This is a genomic window from Vibrio sp. J502 (genome assembly GCF_025397955.1).
Classification (GTDB): Bacteria; Pseudomonadota; Gammaproteobacteria; order Enterobacterales; family Vibrionaceae; genus Vibrio; species Vibrio anguillarum.
Genome location: NZ_CP104554.1, coordinates 2,859,063 through 2,880,210, shown reverse-complemented (window position 1 = coordinate 2,880,210; position 21,148 = coordinate 2,859,063). Strand labels below are relative to the sequence as shown.

Annotated in this window: 18 protein-coding genes and 2 pseudogenes; 3 read left to right on the top strand and 17 right to left on the bottom strand. The window is 43.6% G+C overall.

The features are described 5' to 3' along the window. Positions 1-190: 190 nt before the first annotated feature. Genes tatC through rmuC form a run of 7 tightly spaced genes read right to left on the bottom strand, consistent with a single transcriptional unit; the run spans position 191 to position 6,325 of the window. The gene (gene tatC, locus N5E84_RS13455; RefSeq protein ID WP_019281814.1) at positions 191-943 is read right to left on the bottom strand and encodes a twin-arginine translocase subunit TatC; all 753 of its coding nucleotides are present in this window, start codon (positions 941-943) and stop codon (positions 191-193) included. Positions 944-1,003: 60 nt separating this feature from the next. Beyond that, the gene (gene tatB, locus N5E84_RS13450) at positions 1,004-1,411 is read right to left on the bottom strand and encodes a Sec-independent protein translocase protein TatB (RefSeq protein WP_019281813.1); all 408 of its coding nucleotides are present in this window, start codon (positions 1,409-1,411) and stop codon (positions 1,004-1,006) included. A gap of 3 nt (positions 1,412-1,414) precedes the next feature. Next, positions 1,415-1,651, bottom strand: coding sequence for a Sec-independent protein translocase subunit TatA (gene tatA, locus N5E84_RS13445; protein WP_019281812.1), 237 nt, complete (start codon positions 1,649-1,651; stop codon positions 1,415-1,417). 51 nt (positions 1,652-1,702) lie between these two features. After that, on the bottom strand, positions 1,703-3,337 hold the full coding sequence (ubiB, locus tag N5E84_RS13440) for a ubiquinone biosynthesis regulatory protein kinase UbiB (protein WP_013855638.1): 1,635 nt from the start codon (positions 3,335-3,337) through the stop codon (positions 1,703-1,705). After that, on the bottom strand, positions 3,334-3,939 hold the full coding sequence (locus N5E84_RS13435) for an SCP2 domain-containing protein (RefSeq protein WP_069212131.1): 606 nt from the start codon (positions 3,937-3,939) through the stop codon (positions 3,334-3,336). Before N5E84_RS13435 ends, ubiB begins: the two co-directional genes overlap by 4 nt. A gap of 9 nt (positions 3,940-3,948) precedes the next feature. Continuing rightward, positions 3,949-4,731 carry a bifunctional demethylmenaquinone methyltransferase/2-methoxy-6-polyprenyl-1,4-benzoquinol methylase UbiE gene (ubiE, locus tag N5E84_RS13430; RefSeq protein WP_010319838.1) on the bottom strand — a complete coding sequence of 261 codons (783 nt, stop codon included), beginning with the start codon at positions 4,729-4,731 and terminating at the stop codon, positions 3,949-3,951. A gap of 49 nt (positions 4,732-4,780) precedes the next feature. Next, positions 4,781-6,325 (bottom strand): DNA recombination protein RmuC, encoded by a 1,545-nt coding sequence (rmuC, locus tag N5E84_RS13425; RefSeq protein ID WP_017048499.1) that lies wholly within the window; start codon positions 6,323-6,325, stop codon positions 4,781-4,783. Between the two features lie 192 nt (positions 6,326-6,517). Between rmuC and N5E84_RS13420 the strand changes: the two genes are divergently transcribed. Then, positions 6,518-7,423 carry a DMT family transporter gene (locus N5E84_RS13420; RefSeq protein ID WP_019281811.1) on the top strand — a complete coding sequence of 302 codons (906 nt, stop codon included), beginning with the start codon at positions 6,518-6,520 and terminating at the stop codon, positions 7,421-7,423. A gap of 80 nt (positions 7,424-7,503) precedes the next feature. Further along, positions 7,504-9,570, top strand: coding sequence for a GGDEF and EAL domain-containing protein (locus N5E84_RS13415; RefSeq protein ID WP_069212132.1), 2,067 nt, complete (start codon positions 7,504-7,506; stop codon positions 9,568-9,570). A gap of 658 nt (positions 9,571-10,228) precedes the next feature. Here the strand turns inward: N5E84_RS13415 and N5E84_RS13410 are convergent. The 7 genes from N5E84_RS13410 to N5E84_RS13380 form a co-directional block, all read right to left on the bottom strand. Next, entirely contained in the window at positions 10,229-10,561 is a 333-nt protein-coding gene (locus tag N5E84_RS13410) for a hypothetical protein (RefSeq protein ID WP_017046104.1), read from the bottom strand. Between the two features lie 3 nt (positions 10,562-10,564). Beyond that, positions 10,565-11,503, bottom strand: a complete 939-nt coding sequence (locus N5E84_RS13405) for a hypothetical protein (protein WP_019281810.1) — start codon at positions 11,501-11,503, stop codon at positions 10,565-10,567. Between the two features lie 34 nt (positions 11,504-11,537). Continuing rightward, positions 11,538-12,608: a DUF6765 family protein gene (locus N5E84_RS13400; RefSeq protein WP_019281809.1), complete on the bottom strand. Its 1,071-nt coding sequence runs from the start codon at positions 12,606-12,608 to the stop codon at positions 11,538-11,540. A gap of 666 nt (positions 12,609-13,274) precedes the next feature. Further along, on the bottom strand, positions 13,275-13,700 hold the full coding sequence (locus N5E84_RS13395) for a hypothetical protein (protein ID WP_019282931.1): 426 nt from the start codon (positions 13,698-13,700) through the stop codon (positions 13,275-13,277). After that, positions 13,684-13,968 carry a hypothetical protein gene (locus N5E84_RS13390; protein ID WP_019282930.1) on the bottom strand — a complete coding sequence of 95 codons (285 nt, stop codon included), beginning with the start codon at positions 13,966-13,968 and terminating at the stop codon, positions 13,684-13,686. The genes N5E84_RS13395 and N5E84_RS13390 overlap by 17 nt, the downstream gene beginning before the upstream one ends. Positions 13,969-14,000: 32 nt before the next feature. Further along, positions 14,001-15,151, bottom strand: a protein-coding gene (locus N5E84_RS13385; protein WP_095661335.1) for an IS3 family transposase whose coding sequence is annotated in 2 segments (ribosomal slippage) — positions 14,001-14,908 and positions 14,908-15,151 — 1,152 coding nt in all. Because the reading frame shifts where the segments join, the coding sequence is not laid out codon by codon here. Positions 15,152-15,175: 24 nt separating this feature from the next. Further along, positions 15,176-15,970 carry a hypothetical protein gene (locus N5E84_RS13380; protein ID WP_232513661.1) on the bottom strand — a complete coding sequence of 265 codons (795 nt, stop codon included), beginning with the start codon at positions 15,968-15,970 and terminating at the stop codon, positions 15,176-15,178. 260 nt (positions 15,971-16,230) lie between these two features. Between N5E84_RS13380 and N5E84_RS13375 the strand changes: the two genes are divergently transcribed. Then, a protein-coding gene (locus tag N5E84_RS13375; protein WP_095661212.1) for an IS3 family transposase occupies positions 16,231-17,381 on the top strand; the annotation gives its coding sequence in 2 pieces (ribosomal slippage) (positions 16,231-16,474 and positions 16,474-17,381; 1,152 coding nt in all). Between the two features lie 30 nt (positions 17,382-17,411). Here N5E84_RS13375 and N5E84_RS13370 read toward each other — a convergent pair. From N5E84_RS13370 to N5E84_RS13360, 3 genes and pseudogenes are all read right to left on the bottom strand, one after another. Continuing rightward, positions 17,412-18,764: pseudogene (locus N5E84_RS13370) on the bottom strand (integrase); the annotation flags it as partial. Next, positions 18,758-19,705, bottom strand: a pseudogene (locus N5E84_RS13365) (hypothetical protein); the annotation flags it as partial. The pseudogenes N5E84_RS13365 and N5E84_RS13370, both read right to left, overlap by 7 nt. Before the next feature lie 129 nt (positions 19,706-19,834). Further along, complete coding sequence (locus N5E84_RS13360) at positions 19,835-21,004, bottom strand: ISL3-like element ISVa10 family transposase (RefSeq protein WP_076611988.1); 1,170 nt, start codon at positions 21,002-21,004, stop codon at positions 19,835-19,837. Positions 21,005-21,148 lie beyond the last annotated feature (144 nt).

Here is a 21,148-nt window from a genome sequence, read left to right as displayed (position 1 = left end):
TTAATACATAAACGTGGCTAATATGTGTGAACATGGTAATCACTTACAACGTCAACATCGAACCTTCTGGCAAAAACTTCTGGGTATCAAGGAAGTCTATCGATGCTCTCAGTGCGGTTATCTTTTGAAGATTAAATAGTCCACTATCATAGGTACAAAAAAAGCGGCTATTCGCCGCTTTTTTCATGTATTAATGACTTTCATCTTCCGGATCTTCCTCATCTTTGCGCACATAAAAACGAGCAAAGAAAAGTCCAACCTCAAACAATAAACACATCGGAATGGCGAGCAAGGTTTGCGACACCATATCAGGCGGCGTCAGTAACATACCCACCACAAATGCCCCAACCACGATATAAGGCCTTTTCTCACTCAAGGTTTTCGGCGTCGTCGCCCCCGTCCAACACAGTAAAATGATAGCGACGGGAACCTCAAAGGCGATACCAAAAGCGAAAAAGAGCGCAAGCACAAAATCGAGATAACTGGCAATGTCCGTTGCAAACTCAACCCCGCCTAAAGAGATGGCGGTAAAAAAGCCAAACACCAGTGGAAATACCACAAAGTACGCAAACGCCACACCGCAATAGAACAACAATGAGCTTGAAAACATCAATGGCATGACTAAACGGCGTTCATGCTTATACAAACCTGGAGCGACAAAGGCCCAGATTTGATAAAGGATAAAAGGCACCGCGAGAAAAGCAGACGCGATCAAAGTAAGTTTGAGTGGCGTGAAAAAGGGCGAGGCAACATCGGTCGCAATCATCGTCGCCCCTTCAGGCAAACGCTCAACCAATGGTTTGGAGACAAAATCGTAGATGTCGCTAGAGAAATAGACTAAGCCGATAAAAATCACGATCACCGCAGCTATTGAACGCAATAAACGATCGCGTAGCTCTAGCAAGTGACTGATTAAAGGCTGTGTCTGCTCAACGGAAGACATATCGAACCTCGTATAAATAGAGCATAAGAGGAGGAGTTACAGTGGTAGCAATAACTCCTCCTACAGAGATGGGTCGGCTTTCTTATCGGCCGTTTCAGGCGACGAAATCGTTGTAGCGGGAATCACTTCAACGCTTTGTTCATCGCGCTCTGTTTTTGTTTCAGAGGGCGATGAGTTCGCATAAGGGCGTTGTACATCTTGCGCAGCCTGCTTGAGCTGATCCACAGAAGATTTAAGCTCTGGAGATAAATTTTCCATCCCCATTTGCTCTGCTTTACGCAAGTTTTCTTGCAGCTCTTGAATTTTGAGCTCATGTGCTAATTCATCTTTGACACTGTTCGCCATGTTCTTTGCCGTGCTAACAAATTTTGCCACACTGCGAATAGCATGAGGTAAACGCTCAGGGCCAAGAACGACCAACGCGACAACCGATATTAATACCAGCTCCCAAAAACCGATATCAAACACGTGTTAGGCCTGCTCTTTATCTTTTTTAGTCTCAGCAGTCGCTTCTGTCTTCTGCTGCTCTATATTTTTAGGTTCAAAATCTGCGTCTTTCTTGGTTGGCTCTTCATCGCTCATCGCCTTTTTGAACCCCTTAACCGCACCACCGAGATCGCTACCGATGCCACGCAGTTTCTTGGTTCCAAATAGTAATACAACAATCACGGCAATAATTAGAAGTTGCCAAATACTGATACCACCCATTCTCTACACCTCAGGAATTTCTCAACAAATTGATTTCAAATAAAAGACCGCTTAACGACGGTAAGCACTCCAACTGAGTAGCCAAAATACAACACCTGCAATCGCACTGGTTATTGCAAACGGCTGATAAGCACTGGTCACTAATATCGCCGAGCATACGACCAAAGTGGCGCCAATACCAAATAAAAACTTTCCTGTTGCCTGTTGACGCTTACTGGCTCGATAACCTTGGTACAACTGATCCAACCTTTGGTTCATTGCTTTACCTTGTTTGAGGCTATCGTAAAGCAGCTCTGGCAATTCAGGTAATTTTTCAGCCCAAAGCGGAGCTCGCTCTTTTACTGCACGGATAAACGCTTGCGGCCCAACTTGGTTCATCATCCATTTTTCTAAAAATGGTTTAGCGGTTTGCCACAAGTCCAATTGAGGATAAAGCTGACGCCCTAACCCTTCGACATACAATAGCGTTTTTTGCAACAAGACCAATTGCGGCTGCACTTCCATATTGAAGCGACGAGCCGTGTTAAACAAGTTTAGCAACACATGACCAAATGAGATTTCGCACAATGGCTTGGCAAAAATTGGCTCACAGACCACGCGAATAGCAAACTCAAATTCATCGATGTTGGTTTCACGTGGAACCCAACCAGAATCAACGTGCAATTGTGCCACTCGGCGGTAATCTCGGTTGAAAAAAGCTAAGAAGTTTTCGGCTAAATAACGTTTATCTTCACTGTTTAAGGTACCGACAATACCACAATCTAAGCCAATCCATTGTGGATTGTCAGGATGCGCGGGATTAACAAAGACATTGCCCGGGTGCATATCGGCATGGAAAAAACTGTCGCGGAACACTTGGGTAAAGAACACGCTCACCCCGCGTTCAGCAAGCAACTTCATATTAGTGCCGTTGGCCGCTAAACCTTCAATATCAGAAACTTGAATGCCGTATATTCGCTCAGAAACCATGACAGTTTCATTACTAAAGTCAGGAATTATCTCTGGAATGTATAACTCTTCACTATTTTCAAAGTTACGACGCAGTTGAATGGCGTTGGCTGCTTCTCGGCGTAGGTCGAGTTCAGCAAGCAGAGTTTTTTCGTATTCACGTACCACTTCAACGGGCTTCAGTCGCCTTGCTTCAGGTAATGCTTTGGCAACAATTTTTGCCATGCGATACATGAGTTTGATATCGGCATCAATCACTGGCCGAATATCTGGCCGAATCACCTTGAGTACGATTTCCCGGCCAGATGATTTGAGTTTGGCGGTATGGACTTGAGCAATCGACGCCGAAGCAAGTGGTTCAATATCAAATTCATCAAACCAAGTTTCTAAAGCGCCGCCCAACGCTTTTTCCATCTGAGTTTTAGCAAGTACACCATCAAACGGAGCGACTTTATCTTGCAGTAACGCAAGTTGGTCTGCGATGTGCGGTGGAAACAGGTCACGCCGCGTTGACATCATCTGACCAAACTTAATCCACACTGGACCAAGCTCTTGCAAGGCTAAGCGCAAGCGCTCACCTAATGGTTTGTCCGCATGCTGATTTTTAATCCAGAACAATCCTTTACGCGCTAATATTGGCGCTTTAGTGAGTTGATGTTCTGGCAACAATTCATCTAGACCATATTCCAATTGTACCTTGATAATTCGGTACAACCGCTTGAGTTCAGTTGGCGTCATGCTTGCTCCAACAAGTGTTGAATTTTGGCTTCGATACGCGCCGCTTGGCTATTGAGATCATCCACTTGGTCACAAAAATAAGCCACCTCGAGCGAGCTGGGCAATAAACACCACTCTTCCGTTAACACTTGGCTGAGATGGTTTTGATGCTTGCTTCGTTGTGATTGCAGCGCTTGACCTATGTCTTTCACACCCTGCACTAAAGCGTGAGCCAGCACATCGCCCGTCAGGCGTGACAACCACTCTTCAACATCCGGCTTGCAATCGGTGATCAACTGGGCAAATTTTTGCGCCAGTTGAATATCGCCCTCCAGCACCAACTTATCTTGTTTGATCAGTTGGGTGATGTTCGCTTGCTCGCGTAGCTCGGGCAAAATGGAAACATTGAGCGACAGGTAGCAATTCGACTCGCCTTCGTAAGCCGCTAACACATCAATTTGCTGGCTAAAAATGAAGGTCAGCGTTTTATTGAACTCTTTGAGATGCACTTGGATGACTTGCCCTTTCAGGCGTGATAATCGGCGCACCAACTCAGGATCGTCTTGAATTAAGGTGTTGAGTGTGGTCTCAATTGCGGCGGTAACTAAAGGCTCAAACGGCATGCTTAATCCTTAGAATTTGTAACCACGGTGCAGCGCAACAATACCGCCCGTTAAGTTGTAGTAACTCGTTTGCTCAAAACCAACCTGATCCATCATCCCTTTTAAGGTTTCTTGATCGGGATGCATGCGGATAGATTCCGCAAGATAGCGGTAGCTGTCGGCATCATTGGCAATGATTTGGCCCATTTTCGGCAATAGATGGAACGAATACGCATCGTATACTTTGGATAATGGCTCAAGCACTGGCTTGGAGAACTCAAGTACCAACAAACGGCCACCCGGTTTTAAAACGCGGAACATCGAGCTCAGCGCTTTATCTTTGTCCGTCACATTACGCAGGCAAAAACTGATGGTAATGCAGTCGAAATAGTTATCAGGGAAAGGCAGTTCTTCGGCATTGGCTTGAACGTAATGTACGTTGCCCACTACACCTTTATCACGCAATTTATCTCGTCCGACATTGAGCATCGAGTTGTTGATATCAGCCAGAATAACATGACCTTTTTCGCCCACAATGCGTGAAAATTTGGCGGTTAGATCGCCCGTACCACCACCAAGATCCAAAATACGTTGGCCCGGGCGAGCACCACTGCAATCAATGGTAAAACGCTTCCATAAGCGATGAATGCCACCAGACATCAGGTCATTCATCATGTCGTATTTGGCCGCAACCGAGTGAAAAACTTGCGCAACTTTGGCGACTTTTTCTTCTTTCGCTACGGTTTCAAAACCAAAGTGAGTGGTATTTTGTGTCTCTAATGCTGTTTTTGATTGCACGCTGGTATCCGTCATGAAGGTTCCTCTTGGGCAGCACTGTGTTGTTAAAGGCGACTGCGAGCGATCAGTTTACTTTATCCTCAGCGTGATGTCTTTCTACTAAAGGTGCATTTTCCACCGCACTGTCTGCCCATGCCTCATTTTGTGCTTGTTCGACCCATTCACTGTTTATGGAACGTTTTATCTCGACGCCAAGTTGTTTAAAACTTTCGGCTTGACGCAGTGCGTTGCCACGCCCTGTCGCGAGCTTATTCATCGCCCCTTGATAGTTTTGGTTTGCACGGTCTAACGCGCCGCCAAGCCCTTCCATATCCTCCATAAACAAGCGTAATTTATCGTACAATTTGCTGGCCCGCTCAGCGATCAACTTCGCGTTCTGGTTTTGTCGATCATTGCGCCATAAATTATCGATCGTACGCAGCGCAACCAACAAGGTGGTTGGGCTAACCAGCAAAATATTTTGCTCCATCGCCTCTTTTACCAAGCTGGGATCAGCTTGAATCGCCACTTGGAATGCAGGTTCGACGGGAATAAACATCAGCACGTAATCCAAACTTTGTAGCCCTTTGAGCTGATGATAATCTTTCTGACCGAGTCCTTTTATATGGGCGCGCAGCGCAAGTAAATGCTCACTTAATGCGCGAGCACGTTCACTTTCAGTTTGAGCATGGAAATAACGCTCATAAGCCACCAGCGCCATTTTCGAGTCAATCACCACCTGTTTGTCGTGTGGCAAATTGACGATCACATCCGGTTGATAGCGCTTACCCGCCTCGTTTTGCAAACTGACTTGAGTGTGATATTCGTGCCCTTCACGCAGGCCTGATTCGGTCAGCACCCGCGCGAGAACCACTTCGCCCCAATTGCCTTGCTGTTTATTGTCGCCTTTCAGTGCTTGGGTCAAATTGAGTGCCTCTTGCGCCATCTGTTCATTGAGGCGTTGTAAGTTTTTCAATTCATGAACCAACGTATGGCGCTCTTTCGCTTCATGATTGAAGCTGTCATTGACCTGCTTTTTAAACCCTTCGAGCTGCTCTTTCAGTGGAGAAAGTAGCCCTTCCAAACTTTGACGGTTCTGCTGATCCACTTTCGCGGTTTTGACTTCAAATAACTGATTGGCTAGCTGCTCAAACTGCTGCTTTAGGCGTTCCTCAGCGTGTTCAAGTAACTGTAGTTTTTCTTGGCTCGATTGAATTTGCTGTTCATGCCGCGCTTCTTGCTCACGCAGTTGAGCCTCAAGTTGCGATTTCTGCTCGCGCAGAGCGTGCGCATCTTCCATGCTTTGTTGCCGCTCTTGCTTAACCACTTCGAAGTAGCGCAACTTTTCCATCGCGGCCATGAATTTCCCGTGCGATTGCTTAAGCTCAAATGCGGCTTTATCTCGTTCTTCATCCAGCTCATCTAGCTCTTGTCGCGCCTGTTGCAAGGCTTGTTTGAGTTCGATTATCTGCTGCTGATGATGGGCTTGATGAGTCTCTAACTGCTGTTGTAATAACTCACTTTTCAAATTGAGCTTCTGCTTAACCCACCAGCCAGCCACTGAGCCGCTCAGCACGGCGCTGCTTAACGTTGAAAGCACTAACGCTTGATTTTCGATAATCCATTGCATGATAACGGGTTAACTCATTTTATCAGTCATGGACAAATGGTATTTCGATACTGGATAAATGTCCAGTTTGTACAACTTCAAAGCAAACGATAAACTGACATCATTAAGCAACATTTGGACAACATCTGTTCTTTTGCTAGCCACCTGCCCTTAATCGCACAGTAGTGGTTTAGTCACTAAAAATGAGGCCATATGAACGAGCGACGCGCATTGGGATTTGGGGTATTGGCAGTATTATTGTGGTCAACGGTTGCTACGGCTTTCAAACTTACGCTGGCTGAATTAACGCCGATCCAGATGCTGACGGTTGCGAGTGCTGTCTCTGGGTGCGTACTGCTGGGCATTTGCGCGCTGCAAGGCAAGCTCAACCAAGTGGTGAGTACCTTTCTCGCTAACCCTTGGTATTACTTGTTATTGGGCTTAATTAATCCTCTCGCATACTACCTCATTCTGTTTAAGGCCTACTCACTGCTGCCCGCCTCTCAAGCGCAAGCGATCAACTACAGCTGGGCCATCACCCTGACACTGATGGCCGCTGTATTTTTAGGACAAACCATTCGTAAACAAGATTGGATAGCGTGTGCACTGAGCTATTTTGGAGTGGTGGTTATCGCGACTAAAGGTGATATTTTGGCCATGCAGTTTGATAGCCCGTTGGGTGTTGGGCTAGCGCTTTTATCCACTTTGCTTTGGGCGGGGTACTGGATTTTAAATACCAAAAACCAAGCAGATCCTGTTGTTGGCGTACTACTCGGCTTCTTAGTCGCGACTCCGCTTGCTTTTGTGCTTAGTTATTATGAAGGAGCACAATGGCACCATATTAGCCTTCAAGGATGGGCAGCTGTCACTTATGTCGGCTTGTTTGAAATGGGGATCACCTTTGTTTTGTGGCTGAGCGCTCTCAAACTAACGCAAAACACCGCCCGCATCAGCAACCTAATCTTTGCCTCCCCATTTATCTCGCTCATTCTGCTAGCAACGATTATCGGGGAAGCCATTCACCCGACAACACTAATCGGTTTGATATTTATTATGTTGGGATTATTAGTACAGCAAATGAAGCGAAAAAAAGCACTGCCAACCCTCAATGAAGGCTAAATTGCGGCTCTGTTGTGCTGATCAGCTCTGCTATACTGATACACTGCGATAGCTATCGCAGTAAGTAACGAAGTGTGACGATGATGAATAAAGAACCTAACAACCTGCTCCCGAGCTTACAGGAGTTTTTAGACAGCCTTGATGAGCATGTTTGGTTAAAAGATCTGAACGGCGTGTATGTACTGTGTAACAAGGCTGTAGAACAAGCTTGGAACAAAAAAAAGTCACATATTGTTGGTAGCACGGATGAGCAACTTTTTGGCGCTGAACTTGCTCAGAAATTCATCGAAGCAGATCAATGGGTTGTAGACCAAAAACGACCTTTAGTAACCGACCGCTGCTCGCAACTTACCTCCAACGAACAACAGCACTGGTACGAAACAAGCAAATCCCCGGTTTATTCTACTGATGGGCATACCTTGCTTGGCGTGCTCGGCATGACTAGAGATATCTCACGCTATCGCCAACTCGAAAACCAACTCAACCTCACAACACAAATATTTAATCATTCACGTGAAGGCGTCGTGATCACGGATGCACAAGCCAACATCATCAGCGTCAATGTTGCCTTTAGTGTCATTACGGGGTACCAAGCAGAAGAAGTACTAGGTAACAACCCGCGCATTCTACAGTCGGGTTATCATGATGCCTCCTTTTACCAGCAGATATGGCAAACCATCCGCGATAAAAAGCCGTGGAAAGGTGAATTTGTTAATCGACGCAAAAACGGTAGCCTCTATCCTCAATTATCGACCATTACTCCGGTATTTGATAATGAACTAGAAGTGGTCAATTACATTTGTGTTTTTGAAGATATTTCCCTTCGCCGCGAGCACGAAGAAACCATCAAACAGTTGGCGCATTTTGATGTATTGACGACGCTACCCAACCGAACAACCGCTCTACGAGAAATGGCAGTACAAATCAAACATAGCCAAAAGATTGGGGAGTCATTCGCCATACTGTTTTTAGATATCGACCACTTTAAGCATATTAATGACAGCTTTGGCCACTATAGTGGCGATCAGGCACTTATTGAGATTGCCAATCGCCTCAAAACCTGCTTGACCGATACGGATCACCTTGCACGAATTGGTAGTGATGAATTTGTAATATTATTAACCCACCTTGCTCAAGATAGTCACTTAAGCCCCATTATCTCTAAGATTTTTTCGATTTTTGAACAGCATATTGTGCTCGGGGAGGAGTCATTACGTTTATCGACAAGTATCGGTGTGGCAATCTACCCACAAGATGGTGAGACACCAGAAGCATTATTAAAAAATGCTGACACAGCCATGTATCAAGCGAAAAAAAATGGCCGCAATGGTTATGCGTTCTACTCACCAGAACTGACTGATATAGCCTTAACGCAAATCCGCTTGCAATCAGCACTATACCAAGCGCTGGAGCATGACCAATTTTATCTCGTCTATCAGCCCCAATTTGAATTAAGCAGTAACAAATTGCTCGGTTTTGAAGCCCTGATTCGTTGGCAACACCCTCAACTTGGTCAAATTTCTCCCGCCGAATTTATTCCGATTGCCGAAAAATCTGGCCTCATTACTGCAATTGGAGAGTGGGTACTGCGTACGGCCTGTGAACAAGGAAAAAAATGGTTCGATGATGGATATCATATCGATACTTTGGCTATTAATATTTCAACCATTCAGCTTAAGCAAGCTAACTTTCTTAGTAAACTGAAGGCAATTTTAGCGCACTCACAATTCCCCGCATGTAAGTTAGAACTCGAGATCACTGAAGGCTTTCTAATTGAAAACCAACAAAAAGCGATTCATGACCTGCAAAAAATTGTCGAACAAGGCATTCGTATCGCATTAGATGATTTTGGAACGGGCTACTCATCACTATCGTATTTAAAAGGCTTACCGCTGCAGAAGCTTAAAATCGATCGCTCCTTTATTCACGACATACCCAACAACTCGGAAAGTAACGCCATTGTTGCCGCCGTTGTGGCCATGGGAAAAAGTCTGTCACTCAACATTACAGCCGAAGGTATTGAAGATGAACAGCAACGTCATTACCTTAACAGCATTGGTTGCCAATTCGGTCAAGGATATTATTTAGGCAGGCCGGTTGGTGTTAAAGAAGCAACCGAGTTACTAAAGCAGCACCAAAACCCATAATGGGAGTATTTTAGTACCATAAGGACCAAGGTGTGCTGAATTTGTGTAGAGACAATAAAGTTTGCCCGTAAGAGCATTTTGAGACGATAAAGTTTGCCCGTAGTAAGCAGTGAGAATAAATTAAACATCATATGCTAGAAGTGAGTTCGGTGGCTCCGCCCTATCTGCGTATTCCACCTCACCCGATCACTTATTCTGAGTAGCGCGATCACACCCCATTTCAGATGCCCGAACAAGAGAATATTCTGCTCTAACCGATCATTCCTTTATGATTGTGGGTCTCTGCTGTCTGACGCGACAGACGCAAACCAGAGAACTTTACTCAGTGGCAAATTGTGTCACGAAAATCGCTGTACTTTAGCTCATAGTTGCCGTTAAACATGTGGTGGAAGAAAACTCACAGTTCCATTCAAAAGCGGAGTTCCTAGCCCGAAATCAGCATCTGTATCGTTATATATTCCTAATTAAGGTACGACAGAATCGCTTGGTGATCACACATTCCTGCTTAGGTATGTAACTCAGAACTGGACAGAACTTTCTCAGCGCTTTGACTAAATTAGCATTTAATTAATTACACAAAGTATTACAAAGCCTCTAATTGAGTGGCTAATTAAATTCATCCACTACATAGGTGTTAAGATGCAAAAAACGAAAACGCTTATAAGAATTTAGCCAACTGTACTAATACCTTATCGATTGCATTAGCTACCTGAGCTAGCACTTTAACCTTGTCTTCCGCGCTCTTTAAAGCTTCCTTCGCTCCTTTCGCTTGATTGATAAGCTCCTTAAGACTTCCTTGTCCTTTAGCGAGTGTGACCGAATTGTTTTCTAGTATGACCACATTGTAGGCATAAATTTGGTCACCCAGTTGTTCGCATTGTAGTAACAACGGCTCATCTTCTGGATCTAACATGACGGAGTCAAGGTAGCTTTGAAGTTCGTCATACATACTTTCCAATTCAGCGTATACAGTGTTGTGGCTATGGTCCATTAGTTAGTCCTCTAGGCTATCGCGAAACTCTTTGATCGCATCGATCTGTGTCTTAGTAGATTTGAGCGCTTTCTTGGCCGCGTCCTTCGTTAAGTCGTCATCATTTTTTAAAGATATGACTATCGATTGGTTCAACTTTTGAATATCCACTAAGGCACGTTCAAGTTTTGCAAACTTCGCATCTAGCTCGTTTATACGCACTCTGATCTCATAAGCTTTCTTGTAAGCATCAGCTCGCTCTTCAAGTGAATGATAGAACGTCACACAGCGTATGTTGTCACTGGTTTCACAGCGATTGGGGTTGTTGAGTAGATACAGGCGAATACGCAGTTCTTTTTCCAAAGAAATCCTTGTCGCTTTCTTCCAAGAGTCCAATTCACCCTCTAATGATTTAAATGCGCTTTGAACTATATTCTCTGAATCAATGACGATTTTCTTTAATAGGTCATAACGCTTTTTCTCCGTATAAGCACGCGCGATTGCATTCACGCTAGTTGAGAGTAATTCAACGTCGTTTACATCAATCTCTCCGACTTGGGGCATCCGGGATAGAGATACCAACGACGAATTTAGCTTCTCCGAGTATTTATCCAGAGCTTCGCTTCTATCGTCGGTCGCAAGCAGATAAATACTCTGGGAAAATGTATTCAAGTTTTTGAGTAGAGCCTCTTGACCGGCATTGTTGATGGTAGAAATATTTAGGTCTGAGCCAGTGACACCATCCCGTGTTGCTTTCATCAGTTCAGCGTTAATGCGCGCGTCATCGGCAGATTCATATACAGCGATTAGCGCGTCTTGAACTTCTGTAGATTGCTTGGCGTACTCTCCCACCATTGTAATCGATTCATTCGATGCACAGCCACTAAGGCCTATCACTACCAGCGAAGCCGTTGTGATAAACCTCAACCTTGTAACAGCGGAGACTTTAAACCATTTAATCATGTATTTTCCCTTTTACTATTAAGGAGTGGACGCACTAAGCGATACAAATCCCGTACTTAGGTAGGACATCTCTGATCACTTCTATGCGATAGGTTTTGAGCGCATCATGAAAGAGTTTCCAGTCTGAATTTAAAAAGGATGACGAGTAGCGATAAACAAATTTACCGTCTTGTGTAAAACCTTGCCCCCTCGCCTGTTGCTTCCAACTGTTCTCTCCATCCTTGTCAAACGACAAATCGACTGCAGCAAAGCCAAATTTTCCTTCTCGCAGCCACTCAAGCCACTTGGTATGGCGAGCTTCACCATCTTCATCATCTATGGTTGTTAAAGCGTGCTCTATTAAAGAGCGCTGCTGCGTGGTCAAACCTGGTTGATTATCGATATTGATCTCGGCGTCACCATGTTTCCAACATTGCAATGCTTTGCACATCGCATCCGCGGCTTGTAGAAATATCAAGGTATTATCTCTTACTACGTGTTCCCCTTCTCCATTTAGATAATTCCAAGAAGTGTAAGGTCTATCAGGAAAAGATAGGGCCGCACCATGGCCAAGAGGAGAAGAAGCAGATACCCCACCACTAAACAAATCATCTTTAATTCGTTGTAACAGAGAGCTGGAGGACGATTCGAGGTTATCTACTTTGTTGTAGTCGTGGATCACCCCAGCAAAACCTTGATGGGCGAAAGTATCTGCATAAACATGCATGGCAATCCCCATCAGATGAACGCCGTAGGGCTTATACCAATGTGTTGCCACCATTCTCAGCATATCTCTTGCAACAGCGCTGTCTGGTTTGCAAACTAGCCGATGTATAAACCTTCCATCTGGTTTAACGTTTGAAGGAAAGCCTTGGTTGCCTGGAAGAAAGTGAAATGGTATCCATACCTTATGATTTGCAAGCTCTTGCGTGTTTCGATAGTCGAGCATTTTGTGAGCAGATACAATACGGTCGTACATCGCACCATTATCAAAATGGATTGGCTTATCATTTGTGGCCTCATCTACATATTGAGCCGAATACGCTACTTTTTCAGCGTCGGTATGCTCAATCCCCGCATACCGAGCGATAACGTAAGTTAGAGTATGATGTCCATCTATTTGCATTCGGGCCTCCATTGGCATGACTATTACATTAAGCATGCTGCAGCGAATAGAGTCACAACCGCCGAATGGCTAAACAGTATCAATCTCGCCTTACTTGCGTTTTTTGAACGGTCTGTTTGTCACTGCATACTGAATATGAAACTCTGGAAATATAACAATAATGAAGTCGAATTCATATGAGAAATAAATATGTAAACGAGGTGGGTCACAAATAGTTATGTACTTTAATCAAATGTTTGATCGAAGTAGGCTAGCGCTAGAAAAATAATTTTCCTAGAACGTAACCGTGATGGGGAAATGTTTAACAAGTAACGTTCTGGAATATAGGAAACAATATCATTCGATAATATCAACAGAAGCAATACAGGAGCTCTTCGCCAATCACACATTATTAACTGACTCGAAATTGTCGGATAGGCGGCATCTGTTACCAGGTGCCTCCCTCCTCAGAACCGTACAGGCAGAAATGAGCTTACCAACATTGTCCTATTTGATCCCAATCAGCAAAAAAACACTGCTCCTATAAGAACTATGCTTTCTTTCAGTTCACCCACGTAATCTTAGATATTAACTATTAAGGTAGGTGTTACACTTTTAAGGACTTATAACAAACCATATTGTCCTCCTACAAATGCAATTGATGCTTTAGTACTTTTAGTTCAATCATTACTGGCCGTTTCGTGTATAAACATCAATGTCAGAACGCCATGGTACTGAAGCCGAAATAGTTTTTTCCAATGTATACCCATGAGCTACTAAGTGATCGGCCATTAGCGGTTTTAGAAAAATACCCATGGCCAAAGAAAGTGAAACAGCAATGATAGGTATGTATATGCCTATCGCCTTTCTCATGGGCCGTGAAAGCTTCATTCTTGTATTAAAAAATAATGAATACGTGCCTACGATAACAATACTTAGAATCCAAAATAGGATGGGGGAAATAGCAAAAAAATAGCTTAACTCTATGGTTTTACTACTAAGTTTATAAACATTAAAAATGTCTTCTAAACTCAAGTAAAGTGCAAAGGGCAAACCAATTAAACTCACTAATGCACCGTATGAATATATAAGCTTATTAGCTATTTGTGGCATTTTTCAATCCTTCAACGATAGCATCTTCAATTTTAAATGATTCCCAAATTTCATTTATTGCCCAATCAACACCAACCCACAGGACAACACCTGCTAATATCGGTAGAGCAATACCCAAACCTACAGTTAAGCTAACCACATAAGCACTAGTAGAAAGAACGGTCATAGCTTTGAAAAAATCACTGCCAACATGCCCAAACCAATCAACTAAATGATAATCATCATTAAATACTAATTCGTTTGTGTTTATTCCGGCGGAGATAATCATGCTGATCTGCTCCAGCCAGACTGGACACTTCATTAAGCGACATTTTTATTTTCAAAGTTAACTGGACTTAGATACCCAAGAGCACTGTGCCTTCTTGTCCGATTATAATCAACCTCGATGTATTCAAAGAGCGTTTGACGCATCTCGTCTCGCGTCATGATCGGCTCATATTGGATCGCTTCAACCTTCATTGAATGGAAGAAGCTCTCAACACAAGCATTATCCCAGCAGTTTCCTTTCCTACTCATAATTTGCTTTAGATTATAAGCGGTTATGATGTCTCGATAATCTTTTGAGCAGTACTGACTACCTCGGTCACTATGAACGATCACCTGCTCAGGGAACCCACGACGGAACAAGGCCATTGATAATGCATCGCAGACCAGTGTTGCGGTCATTCTGGTATCCATAGACCAGCCGACTACTTGCCTTGAATAAAGGTCAATAATTACCGCCAAATACAGCCAGCCTTCACTTGTCGCAACATAGGTGATGTCTCCCGCCCACTTTTGATTCGGAGCCTCCGCGTTAAAATCCTGAGCTAGCAGGTTCGGAGCAACTGGCATTTTATGTTTGCTATCCGTAGTGCACCTAAACTTACGTGCCGCTTTCGGCGTTAAATCCTGACGCTTCATACTAGCGGCAATGGTTTTAACATTACGGCTATCACCGTTCTCTGCCAGCTCTTTCTGGATACGCCTTGAACCATCACGGCCTTTGCTGTTGTCAAAAGCCTTTTTGACCTTCGTATCAAGCTCTTGGCGAGTTACCTCGCGCTGAGTGGCCTTGTGGCGATGCTTAATCCAGTAATAAAACCCACTTCGTGAAACCCCGAACACCTTAGCCATGCGGACAGCACTGAAGCACAGCAGGTGTTCGAGCATAAATTCGTAGCTATCTACTTTAGATTTTTCGCGAAGTAGGTGGCGGCCTTTTTTACGATATCTAGCTCTTCAGCTTGCTCGGCCAATTGCCTTTTGAGCTTTGCGACTTCAGCGGCTAGATCTTTTTCCCGCTGACTGGTGCTAGTATCTTTCTTGGCTGCTTTACGCCAACCGTAGATCTGGGATTCGTGTAACGAGAGATGCTGCGCTGCCGTAGCTACTCCCAGCTTTTCTGCTAGCTTCAGTGCTTCTGCTTTAAATTCAGCAGAATGGAGAATACGTTTTTTCTTGTTTGTCATGGTTCACCTCATTAGTGATTGTACTCACTTAATTAGGTGTCCAAAACTGGTGGTGCGGATCATTGTTCGCCAATAACTAAACTGCTTTTGGGTTGGGACTAAGGGAGGCCTACCACTAGCTTCAGCTAATTTTATCTCTTTTGAATAGCTATCTTTGAGTAAGTTGTCATAGGTTTTTGCTAGTGTCAGACCTGACTCTCTAAGGTAATACTTTTTTAACGCTTTTCTGAATTTAATTTTATCATCATCATTCACAATATATTTAGCCACTCTATCCACAGCTAGAGTTCTTGGTTGTTTTGGTGCTCCCAATGGTTTCGTTGTTGGAATTCGCTCTAGCCCAGAACCTCCACTGTTCGAAAATGCGGGCAACAGAGCCATTCTGTCCTGTCCATTTCGCCAATATTGAGAAAGTAGTCGGGCTAAAGACTTACGGTCAACATTAACTTGTTTCGCATATTCAGCAAGCTGAGGTGAGCGCCTCTTAGTCGCATAATCAAAAATAAAAGTACTATCTGATATAACACCTTTGATTAAATTATAATTATTGTCTCGACGGCCAATATGTTCATCTGGGATGCTTTCTTCATCAACTAATAGATAAACTGGCAATTCATACTGAGCTTTTTTAGCTTTACGGCTAGAAACGAGCTCAATGAAACCTTCTAGAGAAACTGCTATAGGTCTTACCGTTGTAACCTCTAGCGAGTATAAAATGACAGACTCAACATCTTGCATGATATCCAGCAAACGATAGAGCCCATCTTCAAGCAGATCCGAATCATTCACACTCCAAACGCTATTTCTAGGAAGCTCCATATAGAATGCCTCCTTGTTGTTCAGTCACATACGTTACGTCAATAAGCCCTGATTCAACAATATTTGTAGAAAGATCCACTTCAATGTATCTATCAGCGATTAAGAAACGAATTAGTAATAGAGCATCTTCATGAGTAGTAACATTCAATGAGATTAGTTGATTACAAAGGTCTTCAATAAAGTACTGCCGAACGGTTATGATCCGCACCACCAGTTTTGGACACCTAATTAAGTGAGTACAATCACTAATGAGGTGAACCATGACAAACAAGAAAAAACGTATTCTCCATTCTGCTGAATTTAAAGCAGAAGCACTGAAGCTAGCAGAAAAGCTGGGAGTAGCTACGGCAGCGCAACATCTCTCGTTACACGAATCCCAGATCTACGGTTGGCGTAAAGCAGCCAAGAAAGATACTAGCACCAGTCAGCGGGAAAAAGATCTAGCCGCTGAAGTCGCAAAGCTCAAAAGGCAATTGGCCGAGCAAGCTGAAGAGCTAGATATCGTAAAAAAGGCCGCCACCTACTTCGCGAAAAATCTAAAGTAGATAGCTACGAATTTATGCTCGAACACCTGCTGTGCTTCAGTGCTGTCCGCATGGCTAAGGTGTTCGGGGTTTCACGAAGTGGGTTTTATTACTGGATTAAGCATCGCCACAAGGCCACTCAGCGCGAGGTAACTCGCCAAGAGCTTGATACGAAGGTCAAAAAGGCTTTTGACAACAGCAAAGGCCGTGATGGTTCAAGGCGTATCCAGAAAGAGCTGGCAGAGAACGGTGATAGCCGTAATGTTAAAACCATTGCCGCTAGTATGAAGCGTCAGGATTTAACGCCGAAAGCGGCACGTAAGTTTAGGTGCACTACGGATAGCAAACATAAAATGCCAGTTGCTCCGAACCTGCTAGCTCAGGATTTTAACGCGGAGGCTCCGAATCAAAAGTGGGCGGGAGACATCACCTATGTTGCGACAAGTGAAGGCTGGCTATATTTGGCGGTAATTATTGACCTTTATTCAAGGCAAGTAGTCGGCTGGTCTATGGATACCAGAATGACCGCAACACTGGTCTGCGATGCATTATCAATGGCCTTGTTCCGTCGTGGGTTCCCTGAGCAGGTGATCGTTCATAGTGACCGAGGTAGTCAGTACTGCTCAAAAGATTATCGAGACATCATAACCGCTTATAATCTAAAGCAAAGTATGAGTAGGAAAGGAAACTGCTGGGATAATGCTTGTGTTGAGAGCTTCTTCCATTCAATGAAGGTTGAAGCGATCCAATATGAGCCGATCATGACGCGAGACGAGATGCGTCAAACGCTCTTTGAATACATCGAGGTTGATTATAATCGGACAAGAAGGCACAGTGCTCTTGGGTATCTAAGTCCAGTTAACTTTGAAAATAAAAATGTCGCTTAATGAAGTGTCCAGTCTGGCTGGAGCAGATCAATTGATGGCTTCCGTTTGAAACCAGTATCCTCGCTCTGTAGATGACATATCTCGATGCAACACTTCATTCCACGCTAGGGTGCTTTGTTGTGGTCGGAGTGTATTGGAGCCTCTTGCAGTAGATTTACTTCTTGCTTTAGACAGCAGAGTTAAAGTTTCGTCTAGTAAAGTAACAGTGCCTTCTCTTGTAGGTAAATGCTCTTTGGCAAACTCATAGCACTGACGAATTAAATTAAACACAAATTTAGGCGGTAAAGAGCGGGTGCGTCCTGCTTTTTTGAAGTTAACTAACCGACTAATGTTACCTGCACTAACTCGCTCAGACAGGATTGAGGGACTTGCAGCATCTTCACGCTCAAGGTTGGTATGAATCAATCGAATTGCTTCAATGTAGCTCGAGATTGCTCGTTGAGTAGTGCCTGATGAAGTGTTTATATTGTTAACTGCACGATACTCTGTGTTTTGGGTTGGCTCTTTGAGTTGAAGCTCTGCATAGTTGGGAGCATTAATGTCATGATAAAGCATCTTGCCATCAAACAACAACTTGCCGAGCACAGCACTATTGCCAGCGTACTTAATTGCTTTCCCAGCATCTTGATAATAACCTTGCTCAAAAAGCCAAGCACACGCCTTCTCCCTCTCGGTTAGTGATAAGAAAGTTTCATCTAGAGCAATACGTTGTGAAATGCAGGGGTACTTCTCTTTAAACGTTTGTACATCTGCACCTGAAATACCCTGAGACGCATTATCCAATAATACTTTGGTGAGCTTATCAATCTCGTACACACCTTGGAAATTTCCGTACTCAGCGTATTTCGTCAGGATGTTCAACCAAAAGTCATCATTCACATTCAGAAGGTGGCATTTTGCCAACTTTAACTCCTTCGAGTGCAGCAAGATCGCATTGATGAGGGCGATAACTTTGCCAACTTTCGCAGAAGCCGTTGTTGGGCTAATAATCTTCCCACCATTTTCAAGCGGGTTATCTGCTGCTGTGATCCAGTATTTAAAACTGTTTAATAACTTGAGATGCTTTATGTCCGTGAGCCTCTTTCCGTCATCTAGATAAACACTATCCCAATGGATTGTTTTTGGAGTTTTACTAAATTTTAGTATCCATTTATCTGCGTCAAACCTGGACTCTAACCATTCAGGTTGTCTGTCATCGTAACCGTAGATGCCAGTATGAATATGAGTGATGATATCTAATGCTCGATAATCATCATTGGCTACTGAGAAATTTATAATTTGCTCAAGCGTTTCTGTGCTTAGACCATTCAGTGTCGAGTGGTCTAAAACGATGTCTTCAATGAGGCTAACAATGGAAGTATTGTCGATAGCGACACTTAACATAGCAGCGCTCCTTTAATTAAATCAGCATCAAGCTTGTTATTAATCGCAATATCAAGCATTTCCATTAAATCTGTATCAGCACAATGCTTGCCTGAATTTAATGTATCTAAGATAAACACCGCTGACTGATACCAGTGGAAAACAATATCTAAAAAGGAACATTCATCATCGCTACTATCAACAATAAGGCGTATCGCCATTAGCAACTGCAAAAGAGAGGTGGAAATAGTGTAGGTCAACTGGTCGAACGCTAAGGGTTCAGAGGTTTCATTATCAATAGCAGCCTTTTGGACAAAACCGTGTTCGAAATGCTCTGGAATGTTACTGATACCGTGATTGTTTAAGAATTCCTCAATGTCTTGAGCGCTCATGTTAACGGCATCAAGGCAATGCACGGAGTCTTTCATGGCTTCAAGCAAAATGGCATTCTGGAACTGACGCACCCAGCGGTCATTAAAGAAGTCCATCAGTGGTTTAGGAAGATAAGATGTCAGTAGTTTGGTATCTTTCTTTTTATGACCCAGCGCCTCGGCAACCGCATCCATTGATCGCGTCTCAAGATAAATTTGCAGACCACGGTGTCGTCTAATCGAGCGTAATGAATGTATACCCGAAATGGCTTGTGCATCCTCTAGGGTGATATCGCTGCTGTTATCAAGCAGTGATTCATCTCGTAACCAATCGCAGAATTCATTCGCGGAGTTAAGAGTAGTATTCAAGCTCTCTGGGCAGACAACATAGGTAGCGGTGGCGACTAAAATCATCTTTCTCCAATTGATATCCCCCTTCTCTTTTAGGTATTCACGGCTCATGTGAGTATGCTGTATCAAGAACTCAACTACAGATTTAGAAAACTCATTGAGTACAACCTCCTGCTGCGCATTGGTAGACCCTTTGCGTGATTTCCAACTTACGGCAATGTGCTGACTTCCCACTTGCTTTGTCAATTACAACGAAAATATGTAATATACATCACTAAAGTGTAATAGAACCACATTAGTCCCGCGGTTTAGGAAACCTTATACTCTTCCTTCATTTACCTATCATTATATAAACAGGCTCTTCTCCGCTTAGGTGAGCTTGATATTTGGGTAAAAAGTTGAGTGTGTATCGGGAACCGATGTTTGTCTGATCTTCAATTTGAAATAGTCTGTATCTCTCACCCCTCTTGCCCTTCGTCTGAGTAAGCCAATCGAGACATTACCTGCTTCTACCCGAGCGTTAGTCAGTTTGTATTTTCCGTAGTTACAAATACCCACTTTTCTTTCCAATAAAGCATCGGCAAAATTAATTAAGGAAAGTATTCTGGTCGATTTGGCAAGACGACACCAAGCTTCTAGAGCTGCCACCATTGTTTCGTAATCGGGTTCATCCCATATGGCTTGTAGCTGCTCTTTGAGCATGTAAACAACGCACAAAGTCTTGTTGCTCTCAAGTAAGTCATCAAGTCTGTCAGACTGCCTATCATCCAATTTGTGAGCGTTTTTCAGTAGGAGGAAGAGCGTTCCTTTCAACATTTTTTTTTCGTCGTGAGAGCCATTTCTAAAAGCTTTTGCTCTCTCTTTTTTGATTAAGATGCAGTAGTTCTGCATGACATGAAATCGGTCAAAAACAATATCAGCATTGGGAAGCATTTTCCTGACCGCCGACTGGTAAGACTGGCCCATATCCATTGATACTGCTTTGATTCCTGATTTGGTTTCTTCTGATAGTTGCTCAAAGAAGGAGATCAGAACTTCTGCTTTTCGGCCATGTTCAACCCAAATTAAATGCCCAGAGACGAGGTCATAAACAACCGTCATATAATCGTGTCTCTTGGCTCTGGCAACTTCATCGACGCCAATATGAACCAAGTTATTCAGTTTCTCGGGGTCTAATGCTGGTAGGCTTGAACGCAAGTATTCCCTATCGATATTTTTTACTGTTTCCCAGCGGATTCCTAAATGTTGAGAGACGGCATGTATGCTCATATGGCGACATAACCCACTGATGAACTTGCAAAAGCGAGCGGTATAACGACCACCTTTAGCCACATATTCAGTCTCTTCGATCAACCGTCGTCCTTCTTTGTCTCTAGTTTTAGCCAGCTCAACCTCAATCGTACAAGGTCGCCCACTCACAGGTAAATCTTGAAGACGTCTTTTAACGTAGTGATCGACGGTGCAGGAAGTCCCTGATATTGGCTCTTTGACTTTATACCTACGATCTCGACGACAGCGAACGAGTACGCCTTGGGACATTTCTTCTATTGAACAAGATTCAACACACTGGCCTTTAAAGCTAAATAACGAGGAAGACAAAGACGACAAAATAGACTACTGACTTATTTTTAAAATAAGCATTATAAATCATGTGATTATGATGAATGAGCCTGTGCATACAGA